The 25,989-nt window shown below is 59.3% G+C and carries 25 protein-coding genes; 13 read left to right on the top strand and 12 right to left on the bottom strand.

The annotated features are described in order from the left end of the window. Positions 1-57: 57 nt before the first annotated feature. The 4 genes from OQ273_RS16130 to OQ273_RS16115 all read left to right on the top strand — a co-directional run bounded on the left by OQ273_RS16130 (position 58) and on the right by OQ273_RS16115 (position 4,688). A complete protein-coding gene (locus tag OQ273_RS16130) occupies positions 58-1,422 on the top strand; it encodes a glutamine synthetase family protein (protein ID WP_267991518.1) in 1,365 nt (454 codons plus the stop codon). Between the two features lie 5 nt (positions 1,423-1,427). Beyond that, positions 1,428-2,810 (top strand): aldehyde dehydrogenase family protein, encoded by a 1,383-nt coding sequence (locus OQ273_RS16125; RefSeq protein WP_267991517.1) that lies wholly within the window; start codon positions 1,428-1,430, stop codon positions 2,808-2,810. After that, positions 2,807-3,952 (top strand): iron-containing alcohol dehydrogenase, encoded by a 1,146-nt coding sequence (locus OQ273_RS16120; RefSeq protein WP_267991516.1) that lies wholly within the window; start codon positions 2,807-2,809, stop codon positions 3,950-3,952. Before OQ273_RS16125 ends, OQ273_RS16120 begins: the two co-directional genes overlap by 4 nt. Positions 3,953-4,046: 94 nt before the next feature. After that, positions 4,047-4,688, top strand: coding sequence for a GDSL-type esterase/lipase family protein (locus tag OQ273_RS16115; protein WP_267991515.1), 642 nt, complete (start codon positions 4,047-4,049; stop codon positions 4,686-4,688). A gap of 64 nt (positions 4,689-4,752) precedes the next feature. On the opposite strand, the gene OQ273_RS16110 is transcribed toward OQ273_RS16115, so the two are convergent. Next, the gene (locus OQ273_RS16110; protein WP_267991514.1) at positions 4,753-5,595 is read right to left on the bottom strand and encodes a nuclear transport factor 2 family protein; all 843 of its coding nucleotides are present in this window, start codon (positions 5,593-5,595) and stop codon (positions 4,753-4,755) included. Positions 5,596-5,716: 121 nt separating this feature from the next. Between OQ273_RS16110 and OQ273_RS16105 the strand changes: the two genes are divergently transcribed. Next, the gene (locus OQ273_RS16105; RefSeq protein WP_267991513.1) at positions 5,717-6,637 is read left to right on the top strand and encodes a LysR family transcriptional regulator; all 921 of its coding nucleotides are present in this window, start codon (positions 5,717-5,719) and stop codon (positions 6,635-6,637) included. Between the two features lie 8 nt (positions 6,638-6,645). Here OQ273_RS16105 and OQ273_RS16100 read toward each other — a convergent pair whose 3' ends face one another. After that, a complete protein-coding gene (locus OQ273_RS16100; protein ID WP_267991512.1) occupies positions 6,646-7,209 on the bottom strand; it encodes an inner membrane-spanning protein YciB in 564 nt (187 codons plus the stop codon). Positions 7,210-7,366: 157 nt separating this feature from the next. Between OQ273_RS16100 and OQ273_RS16095 the strand changes: the two genes are divergently transcribed. The 4 genes from OQ273_RS16095 to OQ273_RS16080 all read left to right on the top strand — a co-directional run bounded on the left by OQ273_RS16095 (position 7,367) and on the right by OQ273_RS16080 (position 9,636). Then, entirely contained in the window at positions 7,367-8,119 is a 753-nt protein-coding gene (locus OQ273_RS16095) for an SDR family oxidoreductase (protein ID WP_267991511.1), read from the top strand. 103 nt (positions 8,120-8,222) lie between these two features. After that, complete coding sequence (locus tag OQ273_RS16090; protein WP_267991510.1) at positions 8,223-8,621, top strand: GFA family protein; 399 nt, start codon at positions 8,223-8,225, stop codon at positions 8,619-8,621. 26 nt (positions 8,622-8,647) lie between these two features. After that, on the top strand, positions 8,648-9,088 hold the full coding sequence (locus OQ273_RS16085) for a GNAT family N-acetyltransferase (protein WP_267991509.1): 441 nt from the start codon (positions 8,648-8,650) through the stop codon (positions 9,086-9,088). 146 nt (positions 9,089-9,234) lie between these two features. Beyond that, on the top strand, positions 9,235-9,636 hold the full coding sequence (locus OQ273_RS16080) for a rhodanese-like domain-containing protein (RefSeq protein WP_267991508.1): 402 nt from the start codon (positions 9,235-9,237) through the stop codon (positions 9,634-9,636). 39 nt (positions 9,637-9,675) lie between these two features. Here the strand turns inward: OQ273_RS16080 and OQ273_RS16075 are convergent, their stop codons facing one another. Beyond that, positions 9,676-10,653, bottom strand: a complete 978-nt coding sequence (locus OQ273_RS16075) for an oxidoreductase (protein WP_267991507.1) — start codon at positions 10,651-10,653, stop codon at positions 9,676-9,678. Between the two features lie 81 nt (positions 10,654-10,734). Between OQ273_RS16075 and OQ273_RS16070 the strand changes: the two genes are divergently transcribed. The 4 genes from OQ273_RS16070 to OQ273_RS16055 all read left to right on the top strand — a co-directional run bounded on the left by OQ273_RS16070 (position 10,735) and on the right by OQ273_RS16055 (position 16,584). Then, positions 10,735-11,709 carry a LysR family transcriptional regulator gene (locus OQ273_RS16070; RefSeq protein ID WP_267991506.1) on the top strand — a complete coding sequence of 325 codons (975 nt, stop codon included), beginning with the start codon at positions 10,735-10,737 and terminating at the stop codon, positions 11,707-11,709. Positions 11,710-11,834: 125 nt separating this feature from the next. Next, a complete protein-coding gene (locus OQ273_RS16065; protein ID WP_267991505.1) occupies positions 11,835-13,484 on the top strand; it encodes a sulfatase-like hydrolase/transferase in 1,650 nt (549 codons plus the stop codon). After that, complete coding sequence (locus OQ273_RS16060; RefSeq protein WP_267991504.1) at positions 13,481-15,613, top strand: TRAP transporter permease; 2,133 nt, start codon at positions 13,481-13,483, stop codon at positions 15,611-15,613. Before OQ273_RS16065 ends, OQ273_RS16060 begins: the two co-directional genes overlap by 4 nt. After that, complete coding sequence (locus OQ273_RS16055) at positions 15,610-16,584, top strand: TAXI family TRAP transporter solute-binding subunit (RefSeq protein WP_267991503.1); 975 nt, start codon at positions 15,610-15,612, stop codon at positions 16,582-16,584. Before OQ273_RS16060 ends, OQ273_RS16055 begins: the two co-directional genes overlap by 4 nt. A gap of 61 nt (positions 16,585-16,645) precedes the next feature. Here the strand turns inward: OQ273_RS16055 and OQ273_RS16050 are convergent, their stop codons facing one another. From OQ273_RS16050 to OQ273_RS16010, 9 genes are read right to left on the bottom strand one after another with little or no spacing between them, the layout of a single operon-like run. After that, a complete protein-coding gene (locus OQ273_RS16050; protein WP_267991502.1) occupies positions 16,646-17,656 on the bottom strand; it encodes a LacI family DNA-binding transcriptional regulator in 1,011 nt (336 codons plus the stop codon). Positions 17,657-17,661: 5 nt separating this feature from the next. Beyond that, positions 17,662-18,831: a dihydrodipicolinate synthase family protein gene (locus tag OQ273_RS16045; protein ID WP_267991501.1), complete on the bottom strand. Its 1,170-nt coding sequence runs from the start codon at positions 18,829-18,831 to the stop codon at positions 17,662-17,664. A 31-nt stretch (positions 18,832-18,862) separates the two neighbouring features. After that, entirely contained in the window at positions 18,863-19,177 is a 315-nt protein-coding gene (locus tag OQ273_RS16040; protein ID WP_267991500.1) for a Dabb family protein, read from the bottom strand. Beyond that, positions 19,174-20,766 (bottom strand): GMC family oxidoreductase, encoded by a 1,593-nt coding sequence (locus tag OQ273_RS16035; RefSeq protein ID WP_267991499.1) that lies wholly within the window; start codon positions 20,764-20,766, stop codon positions 19,174-19,176. The genes OQ273_RS16040 and OQ273_RS16035 overlap by 4 nt, the downstream gene beginning before the upstream one ends. A gap of 17 nt (positions 20,767-20,783) precedes the next feature. Then, the gene (locus OQ273_RS16030) at positions 20,784-21,542 is read right to left on the bottom strand and encodes a 3-ketoacyl-ACP reductase (RefSeq protein WP_267991498.1); all 759 of its coding nucleotides are present in this window, start codon (positions 21,540-21,542) and stop codon (positions 20,784-20,786) included. Beyond that, entirely contained in the window at positions 21,539-23,023 is a 1,485-nt protein-coding gene (locus OQ273_RS16025) for a GMC oxidoreductase (RefSeq protein WP_267991497.1), read from the bottom strand. Before OQ273_RS16025 ends, OQ273_RS16030 begins: the two co-directional genes overlap by 4 nt. Positions 23,024-23,026: 3 nt before the next feature. After that, a complete protein-coding gene (locus OQ273_RS16020) occupies positions 23,027-24,136 on the bottom strand; it encodes an ABC transporter ATP-binding protein (RefSeq protein ID WP_267991496.1) in 1,110 nt (369 codons plus the stop codon). Positions 24,137-24,140: 4 nt separating this feature from the next. After that, positions 24,141-25,070 (bottom strand): carbohydrate ABC transporter permease, encoded by a 930-nt coding sequence (locus OQ273_RS16015; protein ID WP_425493387.1) that lies wholly within the window; start codon positions 25,068-25,070, stop codon positions 24,141-24,143. Continuing rightward, a complete protein-coding gene (locus OQ273_RS16010; protein ID WP_267991494.1) occupies positions 25,067-25,972 on the bottom strand; it encodes a carbohydrate ABC transporter permease in 906 nt (301 codons plus the stop codon). Before OQ273_RS16010 ends, OQ273_RS16015 begins: the two co-directional genes overlap by 4 nt. Between the last annotated feature and the right edge of the window lie 17 nt (positions 25,973-25,989).

Here is a 25,989-nt window from a genome sequence, read left to right as displayed (position 1 = left end):
GCGGGGCACCTATCCGTGCCCCGCTGCCATGTTTGAAGAATTGAGAAAGATCGACCCATGTCAGGCCCATTGAGCTTTGAAGAATTGAAAGAACTGGCGGCAAACGGGTCCATCGACACCGTGCTCGTGTGTCTGGTGGATATGCAGGGCCGGCTGATGGGCAAGCGTTTCCACATATCGAGCTTTCTCGAAAACGGTTTTGAGGAAACCCATTGTTGCAACTATTTGCTGGCAACGGACCTCGAAATGGCAACGCCCGAAGGTTACGCCGCGGCAAGCTGGCGCGAGGGCTATGGCGACTATGTCATGAAGCCGGACCTTTCCACCTTGCGGCTGATGCCGTGGCTCGAAGGCACAGCCATGGTGCTGTGTGACGTTCTCGACCATCACACCCATGAGCCGGTGCCGCATGCGCCAAGACAGATCCTGAAGGAACAGATCAAACGCGCCGAAGACGCTGGCCTGACACCGATGATGGCGACGGAGCTGGAATTCTTCCTGTTTGAAAAACCGCTCGACGAATTGCGTCGCGAGGGCTACCGCGACCTGACACCGATCAGCGGCTACAACGAGGATTATCATATCCTCCAGACGACCAAGGAAGAGCATGTCATGCGTCCGCTGCGCAATCACCTGGCGGCGGCGGGCATTCCGGTCGAAAATTCCAAGGGGGAAGCCGAAGCGGGGCAGGAAGAGTTGAATATCCGGTATTCAAACGCGCTCGCCTGCGCCGATCACCACACGATCGCCAAACATGCCACCAAGGAAATTGCCTGGCAGCAGGGCCGTTCGGCAACCTTCCTGCCGAAATGGCACCACGACCGCGTCGGCAGCGCCAGCCATGTGCACATGTCCCTATGGGCTGATGGCCGCAATGTGTTTCACGACGCCGACGGCGAGCATGGTATGTCCGCAACGATGAAAAACTTCCTCGCCGGTCTCATCGCCTATGCGTCCGACTGCACCTGGTTTTTCGCGCCCTATATCAATTCCTACAAGCGCTTTGCCAAAGGCACCTTCGCGCCGACGAAATCCGCCTGGTCCGTCGACAATCGCACAGCCGGCTTTCGCCTGTGCGGCGCCGATACCTCGGCTGTGCGCGTCGAGTGCCGTATTCCGGGATCGGACATGAACCCCTATCTTGCCCAGGCCGCGCTGATTGCGGCGGGTCTGAGAGGTATTGAGGAAAAGCTTGAGCTTGTGCCTGCCGCGACGGGCGACATGTATGGCAATGAGTCCGTTCCGGATATCCCAAGCACGCTGCGCGCGGCGACACAAAGCCTGCGCGATTCCAAGATGCTGCGTGAGGCGATGGGCGATTACGTGGTCGAACACTATACACGCTGCGCCGAGTGGGAGCAGGAAGAGTTCGACCGCATCGTGACCGATTGGGAAATCGCCCGCGGTTTTGAAAAGGCGTAACCGCAATGTCAAAGACGATCCAGTGTATCTCGCCGATTGACGGTACCGTTTATGCCGAAAGAACACCCCTGACGCCTGAAGAAGCGCGCGCCGTCGTTGGGAAAGCAAAGGCGGCGCAGGCTGAGTGGGCCTCACGTCCGCTCGCCGAGCGCATCGACTGTGTGATGAAGGCCGTTGCCTTTATCGGTGAGACGACGGACCGCATGGTTGATGAGCTTGCCCGCCAGATGGGACGGCCCGTGCGCTATGGCGGTGAGTTCGGCGGTTTTGAAGAGCGCGCCCACTACATGGCGTCCATCGCCGAAGACGCGCTCGCCCCGATTGTCATCGAGGGTTCGGAGGCCTTCCTGCGCAAGATCGAGCGTGAGCCGCATGGCACGGTGCTCGTCGTCGCCCCATGGAACTACCCCTATATGACGGCGATCAATACCGTCGCCCCGGCGCTGATTGCCGGCAACACGGTGGTTCTCAAACACGCGTCCCAGACCATATTGGTCGGTGAACATCTTGCCGACGCTTTTAGAGCGGCTGGCGTTCCCGACGGCGTCTTCACCAATGTTGTGCTCGACCATGAGACAACGTCGATGCTGATTGCCGAGCGCAGTTTCGGCTTTGTCAATTTCACCGGATCGGTCGGCGGCGGCAAGGCGATGGAGAAAGCGGCCGCCGGCACGTTCACCGTTGTCTCGACCGAGTTGGGCGGCAAGGACCCCGGCTATGTGCGCGCCGATGCCGATCTCGACGCCGCCGTGGACACGCTGATCGACGGCGCGATGTTCAATTCCGGCCAGTGCTGCTGCGGGATCGAGCGCATCTATGTTCATGAGAGCCTTTACGACGCCTTTGTCGAAAAGGCAGTGGCCCTTGTTCAAACCTACCGTCTTGGAAATCCGCTGGAGAAGGACACGACCATCGGCCCGATGGCCAATCGACGCTTTGCCGATGAAGTGAGGGCGCAGATCAAAGAGGCCGTGGCGGCGGGTGCGGTCACCCATATCGAAAAAATGGCGGGGGATGACGGCGGCACCTATCTGACCCCGCAAATCCTCACCAATGTCGACCATTCCATGCGCATTATGCGCGATGAAACCTTCGGCCCGGCTGTCGGCATCATGCCGGTCAGGGATGATGACGAAGCGGTCAGACTGATGAATGACAGTCCGTTCGGCTTGACCTGCTCGCTCTGGACCAATGACACGGACAAGGCGCTGGAGATTGGCCGGCGGCTTGAAACCGGCACGGTCTTCATGAACCGGTGCGATTATCTCGATCCGGCCCTGTGCTGGACCGGCTGCAAGGACACAGGCAGCGGCGGCGGCCTGTCCATTATCGGTTTCCACAATCTGACAAGACCCAAATCCTACCATTTGAAGAAGATCGACCCATGAACCTTTCCGCCAACTGGACCTACCCGACATCCATCCGTTTCGGCGCCGGGCGCATCGCTGAAATCGGCGATGCCTGTGCGGCGGCCGGTTTGAACAAGCCCCTGCTGATCACCGATCGTGGATTGGCGCAGATGGACATCACAAAGCGTACGCTGGCGCTGATGGACGAGGCCGGTCTTGGGTCGGCGATTTTCGCCGAGGTCGATCCGAACCCGACGGATGCAAATGTCGAAGAGGGCGTCCGTTTCTTCCGCGATGGCGGGTTCGACGGTGTAATTGCTTTTGGCGGCGGGTCGGGGCTCGATCTGGCGAAGACCGTTGCCTTCATGGCCGGGCAGACCCGCCCGCTATGGGATTTTGAAGATATCGGTGACTGGTGGACACGGGCCGCTCCCGACGCCATTGCTCCGATTGTGGCTGTGCCGACAACGGCCGGAACCGGTTCGGAGGTTGGCCGCGCCGGTGTCATCACCAATTCGCAAAGCCATGAAAAGAAAATCATCTTCCATCCGAAGATGCTTCCCGCCATCGTCATCGCCGATCCCGAGCTGACGGTCGGCATGCCGAAATTCATCACTGCCGGAACCGGGCTCGATGCCTTTGCGCACTGCGTGGAGGCCTATTCCTCGCCGCACTATCATCCGATGAGCCAGGGGATCGCGCTCGAAGGCATGCGTCTTGTGAAGGACTATCTGCCGCGCGCCTATGAAGACGGAAGCAACCTTGAGGCCCGGGCCCATATGATGAGCGCCGCTGCGATGGGATCAACGGCGTTTCAAAAGGGCCTCGGTGCGATCCATGCCCTCAGTCACCCGATCGGCGCGATCTATCACACGCATCACGGCACCACCAATGCTGTCTGCATGCCGGCGGTCCTGAAGTTCAACGCCGATGCCATCCGCGGAGTCTTTGACCGGGCGGCCGCCTATCTCGACATCGAAGGCGGCTTTGACGGCTTTTGCGATTTTGTCGATACGTTCAACGCCTCCTTCGCCATTCCCGGGACCTTGACCGAACTGGGCGTGAAGGATCCGGATGTTGATGCTCTTACGGACGCTGCGCTTCGCGATCCGAGCACTGGCGGCAATCCGGTCAAGATGACAAAGGAAAATACGCGCGCGCTCTTTGAGGCTCTTCTCTAGCCCACCCGTCTGCCGGCGTTGTTCCCGCTCGTGGACAATGCAACCCCGCACGGTCAGACTACCCCGGACGGCACGCACCGATTCGGGGGACATCATGCGGGACTTGCGCATCTGCTTTATGGGCGACAGCTATATCAACGGCTCCGGAGATGAAGACTGCCTCGGCTGGATCGGCCGGTTGTGCAAACATCGTTTCACGCGAGAGTTTCGCCTGACCTTCTATGACCTCGGCATTCGCGGTGCGACCACCGATGAGATACGCGGCCGCTGGGAGCAGGAATGCAAGGCCCGGTTTCCGGACGGCGCCGACAATCGTGTCGTCCTGCAGTTCGGCATCAATGATGTCGCCGTGATCACCGGCGCCGGCAGGCGTGTGGAGGAAGACGCGTCCGTCGCCAATGCCGAAGCAATTGTCAGCGCCTGCGCAGGCCTTTATCCGACGCTCTGGGTCGGCGTGCCGCCGGCAAATGTCGCCTGCTCGCCCATGCATCCGAGCGAGGGCATGGAAATCGATTTTTCACAGGATACGGCCATCGCCCTCAATCACCGCTATATCGCGATGGCCGAAAAACTCGGCGTGCCCTATCTCGACATCCAAACGCCGCTTCTGGCGAATGGCGACTATATGGAAAGCCTGACGAAGGGCGACCGGATGCACTGCGACGGATCGGGCTATGCGATCACCGCCGATCTGATCAATGACTGGCCAGCCTGGTCGAAATGGTTTGAGACGTAAGGGTTTGCCGACAAAAACGCCCCGATGGACGAAGCCACCGGAGCGCTGCGAACCATGAAGGAACCTAGAACTTCCCGTTGCTGTTTGCCGCCTCGGCGGCCGGCAGGATCGGTGCGATAACGTCCCAGTGCTCGGCGATCTTGCCGCCCTCAACCCGGAAGAGGTCATAGAAGGCCATCGGTTTGCCGCTGATATCGCCCTCGGACATGACCAGCACGAAATTGCCCTCGCCATAGACCTCGTGGACCTTGGCGATCCTCATGGTCACACCTGCCTTTGCGAGTGCCTGTAAGCCTTCCTGCAGACCGTCCAGACCATCGGCGATGTTGGAATTGTGCTGGATGTAATTGTTGCCGTCGAAATAGTCCGGCAGCCGGTCAAATGCTCCGCCGATCAGGACCGTTTCGACAAACTCCCTCACGAGCGTCTTGTTGGCATCGGTCTTGTCGAGATCGGTCACCTCGACCGGGCCATCGGTCTGGGACCGTCCGGACGGATTGTCGGCGGCGATCGGCGAAAGATTGTCCCAGTGTTCGACGATCTTGCCGTTTTCGACGCGGAAGACATCGAAGGCGACAAGCGGCATCTCGCCGAAACCCTCGTAAACTCCGTGGGCGATGCCGACATCGCCGTCCGCCAGAATGCGGACCATGCTGTATTTGAAGGCCGGATTGTCGGCGATAACCTGGCCTGCCAAGCCTTTCAGCGCATCAAGACCGGTCGGAACGGATTGGTTGTGCTGGATATAAGGTTCGGCAAAATAGGTGTCGATGGCGTTGACATTCTTGTTGATCATCAGCTCCGTCATCGCTGACGTCACGATGTCCTTGGTGTCGGCGGCCAGCGAGGGGCTGGCTGAGGCTGCCATTGTAAGTGCAGCGGCGGCTGCGAGAGCAAGTGTATTCATTTCAATCGTCTCCATCTGTCCCAGCTGTCATTGGCTGGCTCGTGAAGAACATGGAGTATTCAGATAAGCATCATAAGATGATATAGATTGATTTCATTGTTCGATTTTATGATGGAATAAGATGATCGATCACCTGCGCGCGCTTGCGGTCTTTTCAAGCGTGGCCGATGCCGGTTCATTCCGCGCCGCTGCGAAGAAGCTTGGCCTCTCCGCCTCGGTCGTCAGCCACCATGTGACGTCGCTTGAACGCTATCTCGACACCCCGCTGATCTACCGCACGACACGTAAGCTCAGCCTGACGGCAGCCGGCGAACAATTGGCCGGCTCGGCGCGCGCCATGCTGAGGTCGGCAGAGGAGGGGTTCAGTGAAGTCGGTCACCAGACCAGCAATCCGACCGGTCTTTTAACGGTCACGGCGCCGGCGATCATGCAATATGCCCGCTTCGTCACCCGCACATCGACTTTCATGAAACACAATCCGAACGCCGAGATCTCGATGAGCTTCACCGACCGGCGGATCAACCTCGTGGAGGAGGGTTTCGATCTGGGTCTGCGGGTCGGGCGGCTTGAAGATTCCTCGCTGATGTCAAAGAAGCTGGCTGAGGGCCGGCTGCACCTGTGTGCGTCGCCAGATTATCTGCGCTCGAAGAGCCCGATACGGCAGCCGCGGGATCTGGAGAAGCTGGAAGCGATCGATCTTGCCGGCGTATCGCGGCCCGTCATCCTGACGAAATCAGGCCGCGAGCGCAAACAACACAGCGTACACATGCCATACCGCATCACGGTCGATTCCGGATTTGCCGCACGGCGCATGGCCGAGGAAGGCTGCGGCATCGTTGTCATGCCGGATTTCTTTGTGCGTGAACGCATTGCAGAAGGTCATCTGATGGAACTCCTGCCTGACTGGCGCGCGCCGTCCTACGGAATTTATGCCGTCTGGCCGCCGAACTCGGGGACAAACCGCCTCAGGAGCGCCTATGTGGATTTTGTCGGTGCGATATCGAAAACAGAGCCTCAGACAGACAGAAACATGCGTAACTGAGTTCTGCGTCAGACCCGCAGCCCGAGCCGGTTCGATTCGCCCGGAATGCGCATCCTGGCCGACAGCGTGAACTGGTAGCAGCCGAAAAGCAGAATGAAGATGGTGGAGAAAAGCTTGAAGTAAGCCCAGACCTCTTCCGAATAGCCGAGCCGGAAAAATTCGTTCAGCACCGCCAGCACCACGAACAAAAGGCCCCAGCGCAGCGACAGAATCCGCCACGCCTCGTCCGTGATCGCAAACACCCGTCCGAAAAGATATTTCAGAACCGGAAAATCGAGCGCCCGGCTCCCCAGAAGGAGAAACGCGAACAGACCGTCGAGGATCGTGTCCGAGATCTGAAAAAAGGTGCTGTTGCCCGTCACGATACTGGGCACGGAAAAGATCAGGAGCGCGATTGTGCTTGCCACGGCAAAGCGCGGCGCCGCCCGCCCGAACCCGTATGACACGGCCAGCAGCGCGAGTACCAGCAGCACCATGACCACGAGGCCGGCTTCAAAACTGTAAGACTGTTGCACGACGAAGAAAGCCAGAACCGGCAGCAGCTCTTCAACGGCGCTGAATAACCAAAGCATGAAGCCGATATAGGGCGGCGAATTGAAATTGGGATTGCCTATGTGGCATTGGCAGACCCGAACATGCAGCCACGCAAATACTCCCGCAAGAACCGGGATGCCCGGAGCACTGTAGAAAACCTAAACGTCTCTCAAAGCCTGAAGAATGGAGAGACACATGGTGTTGGACGGAAAGACAATCATCGTAACGGGCGCAAGCAGCGGCATCGGCGCCGAGGCTGCAAGATGTTTTGCGACCGAGGGCGCGAATGTCGTCCTCGGCGCAAGACGCGCGGCACTGCTGGAAGGGCTCGCCGGTGAAATCGGCCGGATCGGCGGGCAGGCCGCCTGTCTTGCCGGCGATGTGGGTGACGGGCAATACGCGGCCGATCTGGTAGCACTGGCTACCGAAAGATTTGGCGGCCTCGATGGCGCGTTCAACAATGCCGGGATCGTGGGCGAGATGGGACCTGTGCCCGATATGGACGAAGACAATTGGCAAAAGGTCATCAGCACAAACCTGACCAGCGGGTTTTATGCTGCGAAGCATCAGATTCCGCCAATCGCCAAACGCGGCGGCGGGTCTATCGTTTTTACGTCGTCATTCGTGGGGCACACGATCGGACTTCCCGGAATGGGGGCCTACGCCGCCAGCAAGGCCGGTCTCATCGGCATGACACAGGTCCTGGCGGCTGAACATGGTGCCGACAATATCCGCGTCAATGCATTGTTGCCCGGCGGCACCAGAACTGAAATGGCCGGCGATGACCCGCAAACGCATGAATGGGTCAGCAGCCTTCACGCGCTGAAACGGATGGCCGATCCATCGGAAATCGCTCAGGCCGCGCTTTTCCTCATTTCTGACCGGTCGTCCTTCGTTACCGGGAGCGCTCTGATCGCCGATGGCGGAAACTCGATAAACAAGACCTGACTGTTCTCGAAGCCTGTTAGCGCCTGTTCCCGATATTGTCCTGCGTCAAATGTTCTTGTATTGTTCTCATTCATATGGAGCTCGAACCGGGAGATGTGGTCAAATGATTGAAGGGAGCTGCTGCTGCAAAGCAGTCAAATTTCAACTGTCGTGCGAACCGTCGGTCATGGGCACATGCCATTGCTCGCGGTGCCGAAAGGCCGGCGCAAGCACCATTGTCTTTGTAAAGAAGGAAAGTCTGACCTGGATTGAGGGCAAGGAGAACGTGGTTTTGTACAAGCCGGAGACCCCCTATAAATATGGCCGGTGCTTTTGCGGGATTTGCGGAACATCACTTGGCGAAATCCTCTCGGAAGACGAGAGTTTCCCCGTCGCGGCAAATGCTCTCGATACGCAAATCAGCCTGAAAAATCAGTTTCACGAGTTCGTCTCGGAAAAGCCGGCGTGGTATGAAATCTGCGATAACGCCCCACAATCCGAAGGGCATCCGGAGCCAACTTAGGTCTTAATTAGAAACATACGGTGAGAATGACCAGACACGTAACGCTTCGCCACTTGCAGGCCGACGATTTGCCGCTGCTTTTGAAAGTGGAGGAAGGGTTGTTCGACAACCCCATTGATCCGGCGCAGGCTGCGGCATTTCTGTCCGATCCGCTGCATGAACTTGTCTTGGCCTTTGATGGCGATCTCGCCGTTGGCATGGCCTCTGGCTGTATCCTTCTCCATCCTGACAAAAAGCCGTCGATGTTTGTCAATGAAGTCGGCGTAAGGGACAGCCATCTGCGCCAGGGCATCGGCCGGGCGGTGACGGAAAAACTGTTTGAAATAGCACGTGCACGCGGTTGTCAGGGCATCTGGCTTGGCACGGAAGCCGATAACGGCCCCGCTCTTGCGCTTTATCGAAAGCTGCGTGGAGACGAACTGAAAGGCGTCTATTTCGGCTGGGATGGCGCGTTCGATGAGGGCTGACAGGTGGCACTCTCAGTCAACCGTTGGAAGCTGACATGCGGGTGTCGCTCATGTCACCGCCGAAGCCAGCCGGCAATTGATCTGGCCAAGGCTATCCGCCATATTTCGCCACTTGCAATATAACCGCTCAAGATGACGGGGGATCGATGAAGAAGCTAAAAATATCCTCAGCGGAAATGGTGGCCGCGGCGCGTGCGCGTATCGAGGAAATCGAAACGAAGGACCTGATCTGCAAACTCGGTGATCCGGATATCGTCGTCGTCGACATACGCGATATACGCGAAAGGCAGCGCACCGGCTACATACCTGGCAGCTTCCACGCCCCGCGCGGCATGATTGAATTCTGGGTGGACCCGGACAGTCCCTATTTCAAGGACATATTCGGCAAAGACAAGACCTTCATCATTCACTGCGCGAGCGGGTGGCGCTCGGCCCTCACGGTTTCAACGCTGAAGGATATGGGCTTTGAAGCGGCGCATTTAAGAGAAGGTTTCTCCACCTGGGAAGAACAGGGCGGGCCGGTCGAGCGCGTCGGGGATGACGGCTAGGGCGAAATGAAGCCTCAGGCGAGGCCGGGCCACCTGCGTTCAGGCCGCCTTGAGAAAGCGTTCGCTGATCTCCCACAGCCGCTCGGCGTTCTCATCGCTGCAGGCATGTGCGTCGACTCCGAAATAGCGGGCCGTTGGGCTTTCGGGGTCGGTCGGCGCTGCAATGTCGGCGTCCTCGCAATAAACGCCCGGCTTGCCTTCAAGCTTGGCGGATGTTGCAGCCCAAAGGGTCGTGGAACATCCCTGTTCCGGCGTCTTGAACCCCTGTTTGGCCAGTTCGGATGGCTCGCCGTTCTCCTCCAGCCAGCCAAGGGCGATCATTTCCTCCTGGGGCAGGTGCCGTTGCAAGGGCGTGAATATGCCGCCCGGATGGACCGAGAAGGCGAGACCGCCCGCATCTTTCAGCCGCAGCGACAACGCATTGGCGAACAGCGCATTGGCGGTCTTCGCCTGACCGTAAGCCTGCCATTTGTCATAGGGGCTGTTCTCGTAGTTGATGTCGTCCCAAAGGATATCGGAGACCTTGTGTGCGGTCGACGAGAGCGCTACGACCCGCGCCCCCTGCGTCTTCCGCAGAAGCGGCATCAGGCCGGTCGTCAGCGCAAAATGTCCCATATGGTTGACGCCGAACTGGGATTCCCAGCCGGGGCCGACCCGGGCCTCGGGGCACGCCATGATCCCGGCATTGTTTATGAGAAGGTCGAGCCTCATATGTGCGTTCAGCACATCGCCGACAAAGCTGCTGACCGAGGCGAGATCCGCCAGGTCCATCGGAGCCGTGGTGACGTTGCCATCCACGCCCGCGAGCGCATCTTTCGCCTTTTCCGGCGTGCGGACAGGCACTATGACGGATGCGCCCTTGCCGGCAAGCCCGCGGACGGTCTCAAGTCCGATCCCGCTATAGCCGCCTGTGACGATTGCCGTCTTGCCGGCAAGATCGATATCGGCAAGGACCTCCGCGCCGCTGCTCTTGGCGTGGAAACCGGATTGTGTCGGAACCTGATCTGAAACGGACATGGAGGCCTCCTGGAAATTGGGTTCCCTTGATATAGGTTGGCAACCGCCCGATCGCACGCTTTTGACCGGGATTTTGGTGTTTTGTGGTCTTCGAAAGACCTGTCGCGGCTTTCCTTCTTCGGCCCGGTCGGGTCTAATCGCACGACCATGCAGCTACAGTATATCAACCTTATTCTGGCTATCGAGACGGCCAGCAGCATTCGCGGGGCCGCGGTGATCCTTGGCAAGTCCCAGCCGGCCGTCTCAAAGGCGCTGCGTCAGGCCGAAGCGGATCTGGGTGTCGCGATCTTTGAAAGGGGGCCGCGCGGTGTCGTGCCGACGCGACACGGACAGGTTGTCCTTCGTCGGGCCCATGTCATCAAGGACGAAATGCGCCGGTTGCAAGACGAGATGTCGCAGTTGCGCGGTGAGCTGACGGGCGATCTCACGGTGATCGTGTCGCCCTTGACGGCGACACGGCTCATTCCGCCTGTCATGCGGCGGTTTCGCACCCGTTTTCCGGCCGTCCATGTGCAGGTCAATGCCGGCAATGCGCCATCTGCCTTCCGCCCGCTGAGAGAGGGACAGTGCGATATCGTCATCGGCCCTGCACCGCAGGCCGATGAGGCCAATGGCCTGACAGTCACCAGGCTGTTTCGGGCTCCGATTTCCGTAATCACCGGACGCAATTCCCGTTACGCTGCCGCGCGCTCCCTTGAAGAACTGAAAGATGCGGACTGGCTGCTGATCGGACCGAGGGACCGCCGCCCCGTCTTTGCGCAGCATTTTGCGGCGATGGGTATTGAGGCGCCGGTTCCCCTGACAACGTCCGATTCGGTTATTGCTCTTTTGTCGATGATCGAGGACAGCGATTTATGCGCGACGTTTCCGACACCTTCCATCAAGGGGCTGGAAGCGCGATGGCGGATTTCCAAGATCGCCCTTGATGAGGAAATCAAGCCTTTGCCGATCGCGATCAGCACCGCGTCGCTGCGGCCTTTGACACCGGCGGCCCAGTTCTTTCACGATTGTATGTGCAATGCTGCCGGCCAGTTGGACGGCGTTTTGCGGCCCTAGTACCAGCCTCTCTTTCATATAACTCAGAGTTATATCATATCAAAAAATGATACTGCTCCCATGATGTCGCGCATCCTAGGATAAGGCAGGCTCAAAATCTCGGGCCGGCGGACGGGAGGCCGCGCATGAACATTCTTTTCATCATGTATGACCAGCTGAGGTTCGATTATCTCAGCTGCGCCGGTCATCCGCATCTCGAAACACCGAATTTCGACCGGGTTGCCGCTAAGGGCGTGCGCTTTACCAATGCCTATGTGCAGTCTCCCATCTGCGGCGCGTCACGCATGTCCTTCTATACCGGGCGCTATGTGTCCTCGCACGGCGCGGCATGGAACGGTTTCCCCATCAGGGTCGGCGAGATGACCATGGGCGACCATCTGCGCAAGCTTGGGATGGACTGCTGGTTGCTTGGCAAGACCCATATGAAGGTCGATGCGGAGGGCATGGCGCGGCTGGGCCTCAGCCCCGACAGCATGATCGGCGCGCGCCAGGCCGAATGCGGCTTCGATGTCTGGGTGCGTGACGATGGTCTTTGGGGTGCCGGACCCGACGGCTTTTATGATGAGAAGCGCAGCCCCTACAATGAATATCTGAAGTCCAAAGGCTATGACAGTGTCAATCCGTGGGCCGACTTTGCCAATTCTGCCGCGGTGAATGGCGAAAAGGCGTCCGGCTGGATGTTCGAAAATGCCGACAAGCCAGCCAATGTCGACGAGGCAGACAGCGAAACCCCTTGGTTGACCGGGGAGGCGATCCGTTTTCTGGAAAAGGTCGAGGGTCCTTGGTGCGCGCATCTTTCGTTCATCAAGCCCCATTGGCCTTATATCGTGCCGGCGCCCTATCACGACATGTATTCGCTCAATCACGTACCAGCCGCACTCAGGCACAGTATTGAGCGCGAGGACCCGCACCCCGTCTATGAAGCCTATATGGGCAATCGCATCGCAACGGCCTTCCAGCGCGAGGACGTCAGGCAGAAGGTGATCCCGGCCTATATGGGGCTCATCAAACAGGCCGATGATCAGCTTGGCCGGCTGCTTGATCATCTGGAAGTGACGGGACGCATGGATGATACCATGATCGTACTGACGTCGGACCACGGCGACTATCTGGGCGATCACTGGCTGGGCGAAAAGGACCTGTTCCACGAACCGTCGGTCAAGATACCGATGATCGTCTATGACCCGCGCAAGGAGGCCGGCGCAACGCGCGGCACGACCTGCGACGCTCTGGTCGAATCCATCGATCTGGCGGCGACCTTTGTCGAGGCTGCCGGCGGAGACGTTCCTGACCACATCATAGAAGGCCGTTCATTGATGCCGTGGCTGCATGGCGAAAAGCCGTCCGACTGGCGTTCCTACGTGATCAGCGAGTTCGACTATTCCTCGACGCCGCAATGCGTGCAGCTTGGCCTTTCACCGCGCGATGCGCGCCTTTTCATGGTGTTTGACGGCCGCTGGAAGATGATGCACGCCGAGGGTGGTTTCCGGCCGATGCTGTTCGATCTTCAGACAGACCCCGAGGAGTTCCACGATCTGGCCAAGACCGGGACGCATCAGGCCGAGATCGACCGTCTTTACGATTGTCTTGCCGAATGGGGACGGCGCATGTCGCAGCGCGTCACAAAATCGGATGTCGACATCATTGAAAGCCGTGGCAAATCCATACGGCGCGGCATTTTGCCGTTTCTTGTCGACGGATCGGAGGTGCCCGAGGAAATGACGCTGCATTATCGCGGCGCGGCGCCGATGCGCGCGCAAGAGGAAAAAAAGTGACGGAGGCGCAGGCCAAAGACGCCGTGCCGCCGGCTGGTCTCCAACTCGACCGACGGGTCCGAAACGCCATGGCGTTCGTCTTTGCGCTTGTCATCCTCTTCTATGCCGCTGGCGGCCCGATCGGCGACCTCGTCCGCTGGGTCATCGAGAACACCACGCAAGGCTTTGAAGATCTCTCGCGCCGAGAACAGCGCCTCCTCATGCGCGAACACTGGCTGGGCGCCGGCTGGCGCAGCGTGGAACGCAGTTTCCTGCAGCCCACCGGCTTCATTCTCGGACTGCCTGTCCTCTTCGGCTTCGCCATCGCCGCGCTCGGCCTCTTCCCCACATCCGGCCCGCCTTGGCTGAACCGCCTGCTCGCGCTCGGTTCGGTTGCGGTGTTCTCTTTCTGGATCATCGAGATTTCGGCCACCGATGCAGGTTTGCTGCCATCCGCCGACAGGATCGATTTCATCCTTTTCCCCGTTGCGGCGCTGATCGGTCTTTACCTGACCTGGCGCATGTTCGGCGCGTTCATTGCCTGGTTCTGCATCTTCTGGATCGTCTACCTGTTTGTGCGCGGCTATCTGCCGGACTGGACGGGGATCCTGCAGGGCGCTGCCGCGACGCCGGAACAAAGCATGCGCGCCATGGTTCAGAACTTCTGGTCGCAGACAGGTGGTCTTTTTGGTCAGCCGCTTCAGGTCGTCTCCGGCAATGTTCTGATTTTTATTGTCTTCGGCGCCGTACTGATGGCCTCCGGCGCCGGAGAGCTGCTCATGAAGGTCGCCAACCGGTTGACCGGCGGCTTTATCGGCGGGGCTGCGCATGCGTCCGTCGCCTCGTCGGCGCTTTTCGGCACGTTGTCCGGCGCAGCAATCTCGAATGTCGTTTCAACCGGTGCCATGACGATACCGGTCATCAAGCGCGCCGGGTTCAAGCCTGCTTTTGCCGGGGCCGTCGAGGCCGCGGCGTCGACCGGAGGTCAGATCATGCCGCCGGTCATGGGCGTCGTCGCCTTTTTTGTCGCCGGTCAGATCGGACTCGAATACCGCTATATCGTGGTCGCCGCGATCCTGCCGGCCCTGTTTTTCTATATCGGCACCTTCATGGCCGTCTATCTCGAAGCGCTGAGACAGGGTGTCGGCAAGTTGCCCAAGGAGGCGCGGCCCGCTCTGACACGCTCCGAAAGAGTGCAGTGCCTGGTTTTCATCATTCCGCTGGCGGTTCTTTCCACCTTTCTGTTTGCACAGCCATCCGTGCAGAAGGCGGGGTTTTATGGCTTCATGGCGGCTCTTGTCTCGGCCCTGGTTCTCTTTCCCGAGTTCCGCAACCGCAAGCGGATCTGGGACGCGTTTGTCGACGCCGGTCAGAAGGCCGCATCCATTGTCGTGATTGTTGCCCTGATCGGCCTCATCGTCGGGCTGATCCAGCTATCGGGTTTTGCCGGCCGGCTCTCCCTTTTGCTGGCGCAACTCGCCGGCGGACCCTTGTTCATGGTGCTCACCGTCGTGGCGCTCGGCTCGATCGTGCTTGGCATGGGCCTGCCGCCGGGCGCTACCTATTTCATCATCGTGATCGCGCTGAGTTCCGGCATTGAGGCGGTTGGCATACCCGAACTGACGCTGCATCTCTTCGTCGTGTTTTTTGCGGTGATGTCGACCGTAACTCCGCCCGTGGCGCTCGCGGCCTTTGCCGCTGCGCCGATCGCGGGAGCAAACCCCATTCGCACAGGATTTTCTGCCGCCCGCATCGGGGTCGCCGGTTTCCTGATCCCCTTCGTCTTCGCCTATCACCCGGCCATTCTTTACAAGCCCCAGCTTCTGTTCCCGCTCTTCGGCTCTGAACTCGGCCGCTCGGCGGCGATGATCGATCCGGCAACCATCAGCTGGGTCTCGTTTTTCTGGATCATCGCCGTCTTCATTCTGGCGATGTGGATCATATCGACAGCACTGGCCGGTTTCGAGAAACGGCCGCTGAGCGTGCTTGAACGCGGTTTACGCATGGCCGCCGGCCTCGCGATGTTGGCGCCCAATCTGCAGATCGCCCTGCCGGCGCTCGTACTGACGCTCGCCTTGCTCGCGTTTCATCAGCTGCAAGGCAGGGCACCGATGATCGAAAATGCAAATCAACAGGAGGAAAATACATGAGGAATCTCATTCTTTCGGCCGTTCTGGCCACGGCGGTCGGTGCAACCAGCGCCAACGCCGAAGAAAAGCTGAAAATGGCGACCATCGCGCCGTCGCTCGGCCAGGCCATCACCATGTCCACACTCGCCAATATCGTGAACGACAATCAGGACAAGGTGGAGATCGAGGTGGCCGGCGGTGGCGCTGCGACACTCCACATGATGGAAGTGGCGCGTGGCAACCTGGATTTCTCCATGGTTTCTCCGACGATCTATGCCTTCATGAAGAACGGCAAGGCCATGTATGCCAAGCAGCCCGAAGCCCCCGAACTCAGCAAGAATGTCAGCCTCTTGATGTGGTTTCCCTGGGGTCCGTACCATTTCGCCGTCCGTGACGACAGCGACATCACTGTCCTCGATGATATCGAGGGCGCAACCGTGTTCCTTGGTCCGCAGGGTGGCGGTGCATTCAATGCTGCAAAGGGCTGGATCGCTGCAACCACCGGCCTGGTAGCGGGAGAGGACTATGAGGCCATCTCGGCCAACTGGCAGACCGGGTTTCAGGCCTTCCTGGATGGCTCGATAGACATGTATGTCAACGGTTGTCTCGATCCCTGTCAGCAGTTCATCCAGTTCACCGAAACGGAAAAGGTTCGTTTCATCGGCCCCGAGAGTGATCAGGGTGAAGCAGTTGACAAGTTCCTCGGGAGCTTCCGTTTCCGCGCCGACGTGCCCGCCGGCATGTATGAGAACCAGACCAATGACGGCCCGGTACCCTCGAACGATACCTGGGTCGGCATCGGCGTACGCACGGACATGGACGAAGACACCGTCTATGAAGTGACACGCGCATTCTGGGAGAACCTTGACCAGGTCACATCCAACGCGCCCTGGGCCAAGGCACTCAACATGAAGGACTCCGTCCAGAAGCTTGGTGATATGCCGCTTCATCCCGGCGCACGCCGCTACTATGAGGAAGCCGGCGCGCTGTAAACCGACCGCTACCATCCCGCTCCCCGCCAGGTACAGCGTGGGGAGTGGGCACTTGGCGTACTCATCCGGCCCCCAGACTGGACTGCCGCTTTGTCAGTTCGACACCATAACGTTTTGTGTCGGGGGGGCGCTCGCCGTCGACGATCCAGGCCAGCATCGCTTCGGCGGCATTTTTTCCGAACAGAGCCGTATCGCAGCGCACGGAGCTCAAGCGAGGATAGGCCAGCGAGCTTTCCTCGATATCGTCGAAGCCGACGATTTTGAAGTCCTCGCCAACCCGGATGCCGACTTCGGCTAATCCGCTCAGCATGCCGAGCGCGACAAGATCGCTGAAACAAATGGCCGCGTCGATTTGTCTGTGCGAGTCGAGGAATTTCAAGGCGATTTCCCGCCCGAAGACCCGAGACGGTCGGCCGTGGAATACACTGGGCACAAGGGCGTGGGCACCCATCGTTTCGACATATCCGGACATTCTTTCGAGCGTGATCGGCCTGTCTTCCAGGCCCCCCACAAATACAATGTTGCGACAGCCCAGATCAATAAGGTGCTCGGTCGCCAGCACGCCGCCGGCCTTATAGTCGTGCGATGCGAACGGAAAAAGATCGGTTCTTTCATCGACCTGCCGCAAGACCTGCATCGTTGGAATGCCGGCCCTGCGGATGCGGTCGAACGGCTGCTCGTCTCCGCCGTAAGACGGAGAGATGACAAAGGCCGACACATCATGCTCGATCATCGAGTCGATCACCTGCGCCTGTATGTCCGGGTCCTCGTCGGTATTGGCGATGACGGTCGAATACCCTTTTTGCGCAAACGTCATCTGGGCGCTCGCGGCAAACTCCGTAAAGAAAGGGTTTCGCAGATCGTTGATGATCAGGCCGATCAGCCCGGACGCCGCGCCGCGCAGCCCGGCGGCGGATCTGTTATAGACATAGCCGAGGTCGGCAATTGCCTTCGCAACGTCCTCGCGCGTTGTTTCCTTGACCAAAGTGGAGTTCTGCAGAACCAGCGACACGGTCGATTTTGATACACCCGCGTGCCGTGCGACATCCAGAATTGTCGGTCGTTTCTTCATATTGCCTATTCGATACCATGCAGTTTCAGCAGCAGCGTCATCCGTTGGGCTGCGACATCGGGTTTTGACAGCAAGCGCGCTTTGTCTGCAAGCCGAAAGACCTCTGCATAGTGGGTAATCTCTCTTGAAGACTGAAAACCGCCTGGCATGATGAAGTGGCTTTGCGCATCGTTTAGCCAGGCAAGAAACGCAATGCCGGCCTTGTAAAACTGCGTGGGCGTCTTGAATATCTCCCGGCTGAGCGGGACAGTCGGGTCAAACAGTTGGCGATAGGCTTGCGTGTCGCCCTCCGCCAGGGCTTCCAGTGCTTGGCTGGCCGCCGGGGCGATTGCCGCAAATGCGCCGAGCAAGGCGTGGGAAAACCTGGTTCCATCGCCTTCAATTAGATCGGCATAGTTGAAATCGTCGCCGGTATAGAGGCGTACGCCGTCTGGCAAGCGCGCTCGAAAGGCTTCTTCATGGGTCCGATCAAGCAGGGAAATCTTGATGCCGTCGACTTTTTTCTCATGCGCGTTGATGATTGAAAGGACCGCGTCCGAGGCCGCGCCAACATCATTGGAACCCCAATATCCTGTCAGGGCGGGATCGAACATATCGCCGAGCCAATGCAGGATAACCGGTTCCGAGGCCTGATCGAGCAGTTTTCCGTAGACTTTGGCGTATTCGTCCGGCCCGGCTTTGATCGCCGGAAACGCACGCGATGCCATGAGGATGATCTGACCGCCGGCAGCCTCGATGGCCTCCATCTGTTCGCCATAAGCGGCGGTGATGTCGTCCGCGTTCCGGAGTTCACTGAGGTCTTTCTGGTCCGTGCCGGCGCCGCATGCAACGCGGGGCCTCAGGGGATGGGCCCTCGCCTCGCGCATGGTCCGCTCGATCAGCTCTTTGGCCGTCGGCCAGTCGACCCCCATGCCGCGCTGGGCTGTGTCCATGGCTTCCGCCAGTCCGAGACCCTGATCCCAAAGCCAGTTTCTGAAGCCAAGCGTATTGTCCCAATCGACAGCCGGAGAGCCCAACCAGGGATCGCGTTCAGCCCTTGGGTCTGAAACGACATGGGCGGCAGCAAAGGCCGTTCGCGTCAGGGGAATCCGCGGTGCGCGCGGCGTCAATGCATCACCGGACAGACGATAGTCCTCCAGTCGATTGTTATAGGTTGGAAGGGACAGGCTCAGCATCAGTTACTCCCACAGCGGGTCGGATTGCCGTTCAGGCCTCGACTGGAATGTCGACAACAAGGATTCCGTCAAGGCCGCCTGTGGCATTTGCCACGAGCTTTGCGCCCAGTGCCTTGTGATCGGGGTGGTTCTGATAGTTTTCCAGAGCACCCCAGTCTTCGAAGTCGACAACAAAGCCGTGCATGTAACCGCGTTCGATCTTTTCCGGGCTCTCGCTTCGGCCCGACGTGATGCCCAGGATTCCGGGTACCTGAGACCGGATAACAAGCAGCTCCGCAAAGAGTTCGCGGATTTTCTCCTCCGGGAAGTCCGGCTGGAATTTGATCAGGACAATGTGACGGATCATGACAGGGCACCGTTATCTTGGCGGATCATATCGGCGGCCTTTTCGCCGATCATGATGGCCGCAGCGTTGGTATTGGAAGAAATCACTGTTGGCATAATGGAGGCGTCGACCACTCTCAGATGCTCAAGACCGTTGAAGCGCAAACGCGGGTCGACAACGGCGCCGTCGCCCGGTCCCATGCGGCAGGTTCCGGCCGCATGGTGCGACGTTTTGGAGTGTTCGCAGATGAATCCAAAATAGTCGTCATCCGTTTTCACTGCCGGTCCTGGAAGGCGCTCGGCTTTGATGAACGGTTTCAGCGCTGCTTGCGCCAGGATTTCCTGGGTCAGCTTGAGCCCGCGGATGGACATTTCACGGTCCTGCGGATCATCGAGATAGTTCGGGTCGATGAGTGGAGCATCTTCAGGATTGCCGCTTTGCAGGCGCACGCTTCCGCGTGATCTGGGGCGCAGATAGCAGGAGTTGAGCGTCACGCCGCCATCGGGCATGGCGGCAACACCCGATTCAATCCCCGTTCCAAGACCAAGATGGAATTGAAGGTCGGGTGAGCGGGCTTCGGGATCGGCGTACCAGAACCCGCCGGTTTCAAACAGGCTGGAAGAGACGGGGCCGCGCTTGGTCAAAAGATACTGCAAGCCTGCAAGGGCCGACCAGAGAGGCTTGGCGTAGCGGTCATAGGTGTGCGGGCCGCTGACCTCGCAGATGCAATAAAGATCGAGATGATCCTGAAGGTTTGAGCCGACCTCCGGCTGGTCGCACACCACGGAAATGCCGAGGCTTTCCAGATGATCTGCCGGACCGATGCCGGAAAGCTGCAGCAGTCTGGGCGAACCGATCGATCCGGAAGACAGGATGACCTCACACGCAGCGGTGAGCCGCGAGCCATCCATGAGTTCGACACCCTTGGCAACACCGTTTTCAACAACAATTCTGCGGACTTGAACTCCGGTTTTGACGCGAAGGTTCTGCCTGCCGCGATTGGGGGCGAGATAGGCCATGGCGGCGGATGATCTGCGCGCATTTCTCTGGGTCAGCTGGTAGTAGGCGACGCCGTCCTGCTTTTCGCCGGTAACGTCTTGATTGCGCGGTATGCCGCGTTCCGCGGCTGCGGCAAAATAGGCTTCGCAGATCGCCAGGGGTGCGCGCGGTTGCGACACACCGAGTGGGCCGCCCTTGCCATGATATTTGTCCTCGAACGTGTCGTTGTCCTCGGCCTTCTTGAAGTAGGGCAGGACATCGTCATAGCCCCAGCCCTCGCACCCCATCTGACGCCATTCGTCATAGTCGAGCGCATTGCCGCGCGTGTAGATTTGCGCATTGATCGACGAGCCACCGCCGATCACCTTCGCCTGGGTGTATCTGAACACCCGGTCCTTCATGTTCCTTTGAGGAACAGTGTGCCAGCCCCAGGAGCCGATCCCCTTGGTCATTTTCGCAAAGCCGGCCGGCAGATGGTAAAAGGGGTGCCAATCGCGACCGCCCGCCTCAAGCAGCAGCACCTGAACGTCCGGATTTTCCGATAGTCTGGTGGCAACCACGGAGCCAGCACTGCCACCGCCGATGATGATGAAGTCGTATCCTTTGTTCATAATATCTCTCGGGTAACCTAAAGGCGCGGAATTGCCAGGCCGCCATCGACGTTAATGGCTGACCCTGTCGCAAAAGCCATCCGACCATCTGCGATCGGCACCACGATGGACCCGATATCTTCCGGCTGTCCCCACCTTTGAGCCGGAACGAGACCGCCTTCGATACGGGCCGTGTATTTGTCTTTGACACCTTCGGTCATGCCGGTTTCGATGATGCCGGGCCTTAGTTCGAAGACGCCGACGCCATGCGGCGCCAGGCGAACGGCGAACAGCTCTGCCATCATCGCGGCACCGGCCTTGGAGACACAGTATTCGGCGCGTTCGACCGAGACCATTGATGCGCTGACCGATGTCACGAAGGTGATTGAACGATAGGCGTCGCCGGACATCTCCAGCATGCGCCGCGCCGCCTCCTGCGCCAGGAAGAACGCGCCCCTCAGATTGATGCCGAGAACAAAGTCGAAATTGTCCGGCTGAATGTCGAGCATGTCACCGCGAACCCTTGCCGGAACACCGGCGTTTGAGACAAGCGTTGAGACCTGTCCAAATTGTCGTTCGACCTTCTCAAACAAGGATGCATGGCCTTCAATGTCCTGCAAGTCATGGGTGAAATAGGCCGCGTCGGAACCCAGCTGCTGAAGCGCTGCGACAACGTCAGGCGAGTCCGGCCTGCTGCGGGACGCAAGCGCGACCTTGTATCCGGCTGTCACCAAAGCATCCGCGATGCCGAGCCCGATACCCCTTTGGCCGCCGGTCACAAGTGCAATTCTGCTCATTGCAAAAAATCCTGTTTGATGGTTTCCGCCGCACGAAGCGACAGGGCGGCAACGGTGAGGGCGGGATTGACGGCGGCGGAGGTCGGCAGCGCCGACGCATCGGTGACGTACAAATTCGGATGATCCCAGGACCGGCATTGCGGATCGAGCACGGAGGTGGCCGGATCGTTGCCCATGCGAACCGTGCCGCATTGATGCGACGGCACCCGGCCGTCGAACAGCCGTGTGAGGATGACCGGAAAGCCGGCTTTCCGCAGCGTCTTTCGGGTCTTTGCCACAAGCTGCCGGTGGGCGGTCAAATTGCTCCGCCGCCAGATCAGTTGCACCCTGTGGTTCTTCAGGACGACGCGGCTCTCAGGATCGGGCAGGTCTTCGGAGATGAGATAAAGGTCCAGCGCGTGTCCCGAAACCCAGCGGGCTGCGAACATGGGAAGCTGCGGAACCTGAATTTTCAGGATATCCGGCGTCACGCGTCCGAGGAGCTGAACGTTCCCCAACGGTTTGCCGCCATTTCCGTCCGAAAGGTACCAGTCATTGATGCCGAATGTCTTCTGGTAGACCGCATCATTGCGGAAGCGTGGATCGAGCGCGATCATTGCCGTTGCATTGTGGTTCATGAAACACCGGCCGACATAGTCCGAGCTGTTGGCGATGCCGGATTTGAGGAGCAGGGCGGCCGATTGTACGGCTCCGGCGCACAGCGCGACCACGTTTGGGCGCAGGCGCGTTTCAACGCCGTTTTTCAGATAGACGACCTCGTCGATCCGCCCGCTTTGCGGTCCCGCCTTGAGAGCGGTGACTTCCGCGCCGGTGACGAGCTCGACATTGTCGTGGGCAAGGGCTTCTGAAAGACCGCAGGTCTCCGCATCCATCTTTCCGCATCTCAAGTCCGGGTAGCCGTCCCAGCCGGTGCTTCCGCTGCAAAGCCAGCGATCAATGTCGATACCGAGCGGCAGGCTGAAGGGTCTGACACCGGCCTTCTCAAGCCGCTGCCGCGCAATTCCGATGGCCTCTTCATCGGGGACAGGAGGAAAGGGATAGGATGCCGAGTGCGGCGGTTCGGTTGTATCGGAAGCAGCATCTCCCCGCACCTGATAGAGCCGTTCGGCGGCGTCATACCATGGGGCGATCTCCTCATAGCCGAGAGGCCAGGCGGGAGAAATCCCGTCATGATGTTCCAGTTCGTCAAAGTCTTCCTGCCGGTAACGGATCAGCACTGCGCCGTAGAGTTTCGAATTTCCGCCGACATTGTAGTAGTTGCCTGGCTCGAAAGGCGTCCCGTGTTCATCGAGCCATGTTTCGCGGGAGCGGAACGCACTGTTTGTGTAGATGCGCCACGGGTCGCGGGCAGGGGCGTCGTCGGGTATCTGATATCCGCGCTCGAGGATCGTAATCTTGGCGCCCGAGGGCGCAAGACCGGCGGCGAGGCTCGCACCGCCCATCCCGCTTCCGATGATCACGATGTCCGGCGCGGCACCCATGTCTCAGGCGATCCTGTTCTCGCTTTGCGGATCGAAGACCACGGCCTTCTCCATATTGAATGCGAAGGGGAAGATATCGCCGGCGTTGACGGACACATCCGCGCGGAAGCGGCCCGTCACGTCCTTGCCGCCGATCTGGCTGACGACGAATGTGTCGGACCCGGCCGGCTCCGTCACCTCGACCGGCGCATCGACCATGTGAACCGACTGGGAGTTCCTGTCCGCACCGTCCCGGTCCGTAATCGCTTCCGGCCGGATGCCCAGAATGATGTCGCGGCCGACGTTCGACGACAAGGCGCCGTCGGCGAAAGGAATGGCCGCCGTCTTGCCGTCCGAAAGGCGAACCTCGGCGGCCGGTTTGCCGCTGGAATCGACAACCTTTGCAGGGAACAGATTCATCGAGGGCGATCCCATGAAGCCGGCCACGAACATGTTGGCCGGATTGTCGTAGATTTCCTTCGGCGTGCCCAATTGCTGGACATAGCCGCCATACATGACCGCGATACGGGTGGAGAGCGTCAGTGCCTCGATCTGATCATGGGTGACATAGACGATCGTGGTGCCCAGTTTCTGATGGAGCTTCTTGATCTCGGTGCGCATGTCGACGCGCAGCTTTGCGTCAAGGTTCGAGAGCGGTTCGTCGAACAGGAACACATCCGGTTCACGCACCAGCGCCCGGCCCATGGCGACGCGCTGGCGCTGGCCGCCGGAGAGCTGACCCGGCTTGCGCTCCAGCAGGTGGCTGATCTGCAGAAGATCCGCAACCTGTGCGATCCGCCTCGCCCGCTCGGCTTTTGGGATGCCGTGCATCTCCATGCCGAAGGAGATGTTTCCCGAGACCGTCATGTTCGGGTAGAGCGCGTAGGACTGGAACACCATGGCGATATTCCGGTCCGCCGGTTTGACCCCGTTCATGCTGCGGCCACGAATGGCGATCTCGCCGGTTGTGATATCCTCAAGTCCGGCGATCATGTTGAGCAGCGTGGACTTGCCGCAGCCGGACGGACCGACCAGCACCAGGAACTCGCCTTCCTCCACCGAAATGTCGGTTTCATGAAGGACCTGCACGGATCCGTAGAACTTGGTCGCCTGTTTGATGTCGAGAAAACCCATGATCCTATCCTTTGACTGAGCCTGCCATCAGGCCGCGGACGAAATACCGGCCGGCAACGATGTAGACGACAAGCGTGGGCAGCGCCGCCATGATCGCCCCTGCGAAATGGACGTTGTATTCTTTCACACCGGTCGATGACTGAACGAGATTGTTCAGCGCGACGGTCATTGGCTGGCTGTCGAAATCGGAGAAGGAAGCGCCGAAAAGAAAATCATTCCAGATGTTGGTGAACTGCCAGATGATGCAGACAACTGCGATGGGGCCGGAGGAGGGCAGGAGGATGCGCCAGAAGATGCGGAAGAACCCGGCGCCGTCAATCTGGGCCGCCTTGACCAGTTCGGTTGGAAAGGCGGCATAATAGTTGCGGAAGTAGAGTGTCGAAAAACCGATGCCGTAAACGAAGTGAACGAAGATCAGCCCCGGTACGGACCCGGCGAGCCCCATAAGGCCGAGCATGCGGGCCATCGGGATCAACACCATCTGAAACGGAATGAAACAGCCGAAAAGAAGCAGGCCGAACAGCACCGTGGCGCCGCGGAAGGTCCACTTGGTCAGCACATAGCCGTTCAGCGCACCGACAAGGGTGGACAGGGCAACGGCAGGCACCACCATGACAATGGAGTTGATGAAATAGGGGCGAAGCCCCGTCGCTTCTACGCCCACCTGCGCACTCGACCAGGCGCTGGCCCAGGGCGCGATTGTCCACTCTCCGGGCAGGGCCATCATGCCCCCCGCGGTGATCTCGGAAAGCGGCTTCAGCGAGTTCACAAGCATCACGTAGAGCGGCAGCAAATAGTAGATGCAGAAGAAGACCAGGATCAGATAGAGGATGATGCGGGCCGGCTTTAACGCGGTCCCGGTCTTCTTGTAGGTGCCGGTCAGATCTGCAGCAGCGTTTGTCGCGGTCTCGGCGTTGGGAGTGGCGCTCATCACTTTTTCTCCCTCAGTTCGGACCAAAGATAGGGAACGATGATTGCTGCGATCGTCATGAGCATCATGACGGCGGATGCCGCGCCAATTCCCATCTGGTTTCGGGTGAAAGTGTAGGAATACATGAATGTCGCCGGCAGCTCTGTTGCCGTTCCCGGGCCGCCGCCCGTCAGGGCGATAACGAGGTCGTAGGATTTGATCGCCATATGGGCGAGCACGACAAAGGCCGACATGAAGGCCGGGCGCAGCTGCGGGATCACAATGCGCCGGTAAAGGGCAAATGTTGAAGCCCCGTCGATCTGGGCCGCCTTCAGCATCTCGCTGTCAATGCCGCGCAGACCTGCCAGAAACATCGCCATGACAAAGCCCGACGTCTGCCAGACCGCGGCGATGACGATCGTATAGATCGCCATGTTTCGGTCCTTGATCCAGTTGAAGCGGAAACTCTCCCATCCCCACCCCTGAACAACGGCTTCAAGGCCGATGCCCGGGTCCAGGAACCACTTCCAGGCAACACCGGTCACGATGAAGCTCAGGGCCATGGGATAGAGGTAAATGGTGCGGATGAAGCCTTCCGCGCGAATTTTCTGGTCAAGCAGGATCGCCAGCAACAGCCCCAATATGCAACAGATCGCGATGTAGAGCAGGCCGAATATTACAAGGTTCGAGACGGCTGTGTCCCAGGCGCGGATTTTGAACAGGTTTTCGTAGTTCTTCCATCCGACCCAGTCGAAGGTCGGCAGGATCCGGCTGTTCGTGAAGGACAGATAAAGGGTGAATGCGATAAAGCCGTAAACAAAGATCGCAACAATTGCGACGGTCGGGCTCAACACAAGTTTGGGCAGCGCGTCGCGCAATCTGTCAAGAACAGACCCGCGCGGGTTTGCCGTCTCTGAATAAGACATATCTCAATTCCTGACCT

Source organism: Hoeflea prorocentri (assembly GCF_027944115.1).
Classification (GTDB): domain Bacteria; phylum Pseudomonadota; class Alphaproteobacteria; order Rhizobiales; family Rhizobiaceae; genus Hoeflea_A; species Hoeflea_A prorocentri.
Note: the sequence above shows the minus strand (reverse complement) of the source record. Positions and strands in the feature narration are given on the sequence as shown.

What these genes read in the sequence shown, in the direction of transcription:
- OQ273_RS16105 (WP_267991513.1), top strand. Translation starts at nt 5,717, where the DNA reads ATGATCGATCACCTGCGCGCGCTTGCGGTCTTTTCAAGCGTGGCCGAT.
- OQ273_RS16040 (WP_267991500.1), bottom strand. Translation starts at nt 19,177, where the DNA reads ATGATCCGTCACATTGTCCTGATCAAATTCCAGCCGGACTTCCCGGAG.
- OQ273_RS16125 (WP_267991517.1), top strand. Translation starts at nt 1,428, where the DNA reads ATGTCAAAGACGATCCAGTGTATCTCGCCGATTGACGGTACCGTTTAT.
- OQ273_RS16110 (WP_267991514.1), bottom strand. Translation starts at nt 5,595, where the DNA reads ATGAATACACTTGCTCTCGCAGCCGCCGCTGCACTTACAATGGCAGCC.
- OQ273_RS16090 (WP_267991510.1), top strand. Translation starts at nt 8,223, where the DNA reads ATGATTGAAGGGAGCTGCTGCTGCAAAGCAGTCAAATTTCAACTGTCG.
- OQ273_RS16100 (WP_267991512.1), bottom strand. Translation starts at nt 7,209, where the DNA reads ATGCTTTGGTTATTCAGCGCCGTTGAAGAGCTGCTGCCGGTTCTGGCT.
- OQ273_RS16045 (WP_267991501.1), bottom strand. Translation starts at nt 18,831, where the DNA reads ATGCTGAGCCTGTCCCTTCCAACCTATAACAATCGACTGGAGGACTAT.
- OQ273_RS16075 (WP_267991507.1), bottom strand. Translation starts at nt 10,653, where the DNA reads ATGTCCGTTTCAGATCAGGTTCCGACACAATCCGGTTTCCACGCCAAG.
- OQ273_RS16085 (WP_267991509.1), top strand. Translation starts at nt 8,648, where the DNA reads ATGACCAGACACGTAACGCTTCGCCACTTGCAGGCCGACGATTTGCCG.
- OQ273_RS16025 (WP_267991497.1), bottom strand. Translation starts at nt 23,023, where the DNA reads ATGGGTGCCGCGCCGGACATCGTGATCATCGGAAGCGGGATGGGCGGT.
- OQ273_RS16095 (WP_267991511.1), top strand. Translation starts at nt 7,367, where the DNA reads ATGGTGTTGGACGGAAAGACAATCATCGTAACGGGCGCAAGCAGCGGC.
- OQ273_RS16050 (WP_267991502.1), bottom strand. Translation starts at nt 17,656, where the DNA reads ATGAAGAAACGACCGACAATTCTGGATGTCGCACGGCACGCGGGTGTA.
- OQ273_RS16010 (WP_267991494.1), bottom strand. Translation starts at nt 25,972, where the DNA reads ATGTCTTATTCAGAGACGGCAAACCCGCGCGGGTCTGTTCTTGACAGA.
- OQ273_RS16120 (WP_267991516.1), top strand. Translation starts at nt 2,807, where the DNA reads ATGAACCTTTCCGCCAACTGGACCTACCCGACATCCATCCGTTTCGGC.
- OQ273_RS16055 (WP_267991503.1), top strand. Translation starts at nt 15,610, where the DNA reads ATGAGGAATCTCATTCTTTCGGCCGTTCTGGCCACGGCGGTCGGTGCA.
- OQ273_RS16020 (WP_267991496.1), bottom strand. Translation starts at nt 24,136, where the DNA reads ATGGGTTTTCTCGACATCAAACAGGCGACCAAGTTCTACGGATCCGTG.
- OQ273_RS16065 (WP_267991505.1), top strand. Translation starts at nt 11,835, where the DNA reads ATGAACATTCTTTTCATCATGTATGACCAGCTGAGGTTCGATTATCTC.
- OQ273_RS16115 (WP_267991515.1), top strand. Translation starts at nt 4,047, where the DNA reads ATGCGGGACTTGCGCATCTGCTTTATGGGCGACAGCTATATCAACGGC.
- OQ273_RS16030 (WP_267991498.1), bottom strand. Translation starts at nt 21,542, where the DNA reads ATGAGCAGAATTGCACTTGTGACCGGCGGCCAAAGGGGTATCGGGCTC.
- OQ273_RS16080 (WP_267991508.1), top strand. Translation starts at nt 9,235, where the DNA reads ATGAAGAAGCTAAAAATATCCTCAGCGGAAATGGTGGCCGCGGCGCGT.
- OQ273_RS16130 (WP_267991518.1), top strand. Translation starts at nt 58, where the DNA reads ATGTCAGGCCCATTGAGCTTTGAAGAATTGAAAGAACTGGCGGCAAAC.
- OQ273_RS16035 (WP_267991499.1), bottom strand. Translation starts at nt 20,766, where the DNA reads ATGAACAAAGGATACGACTTCATCATCATCGGCGGTGGCAGTGCTGGC.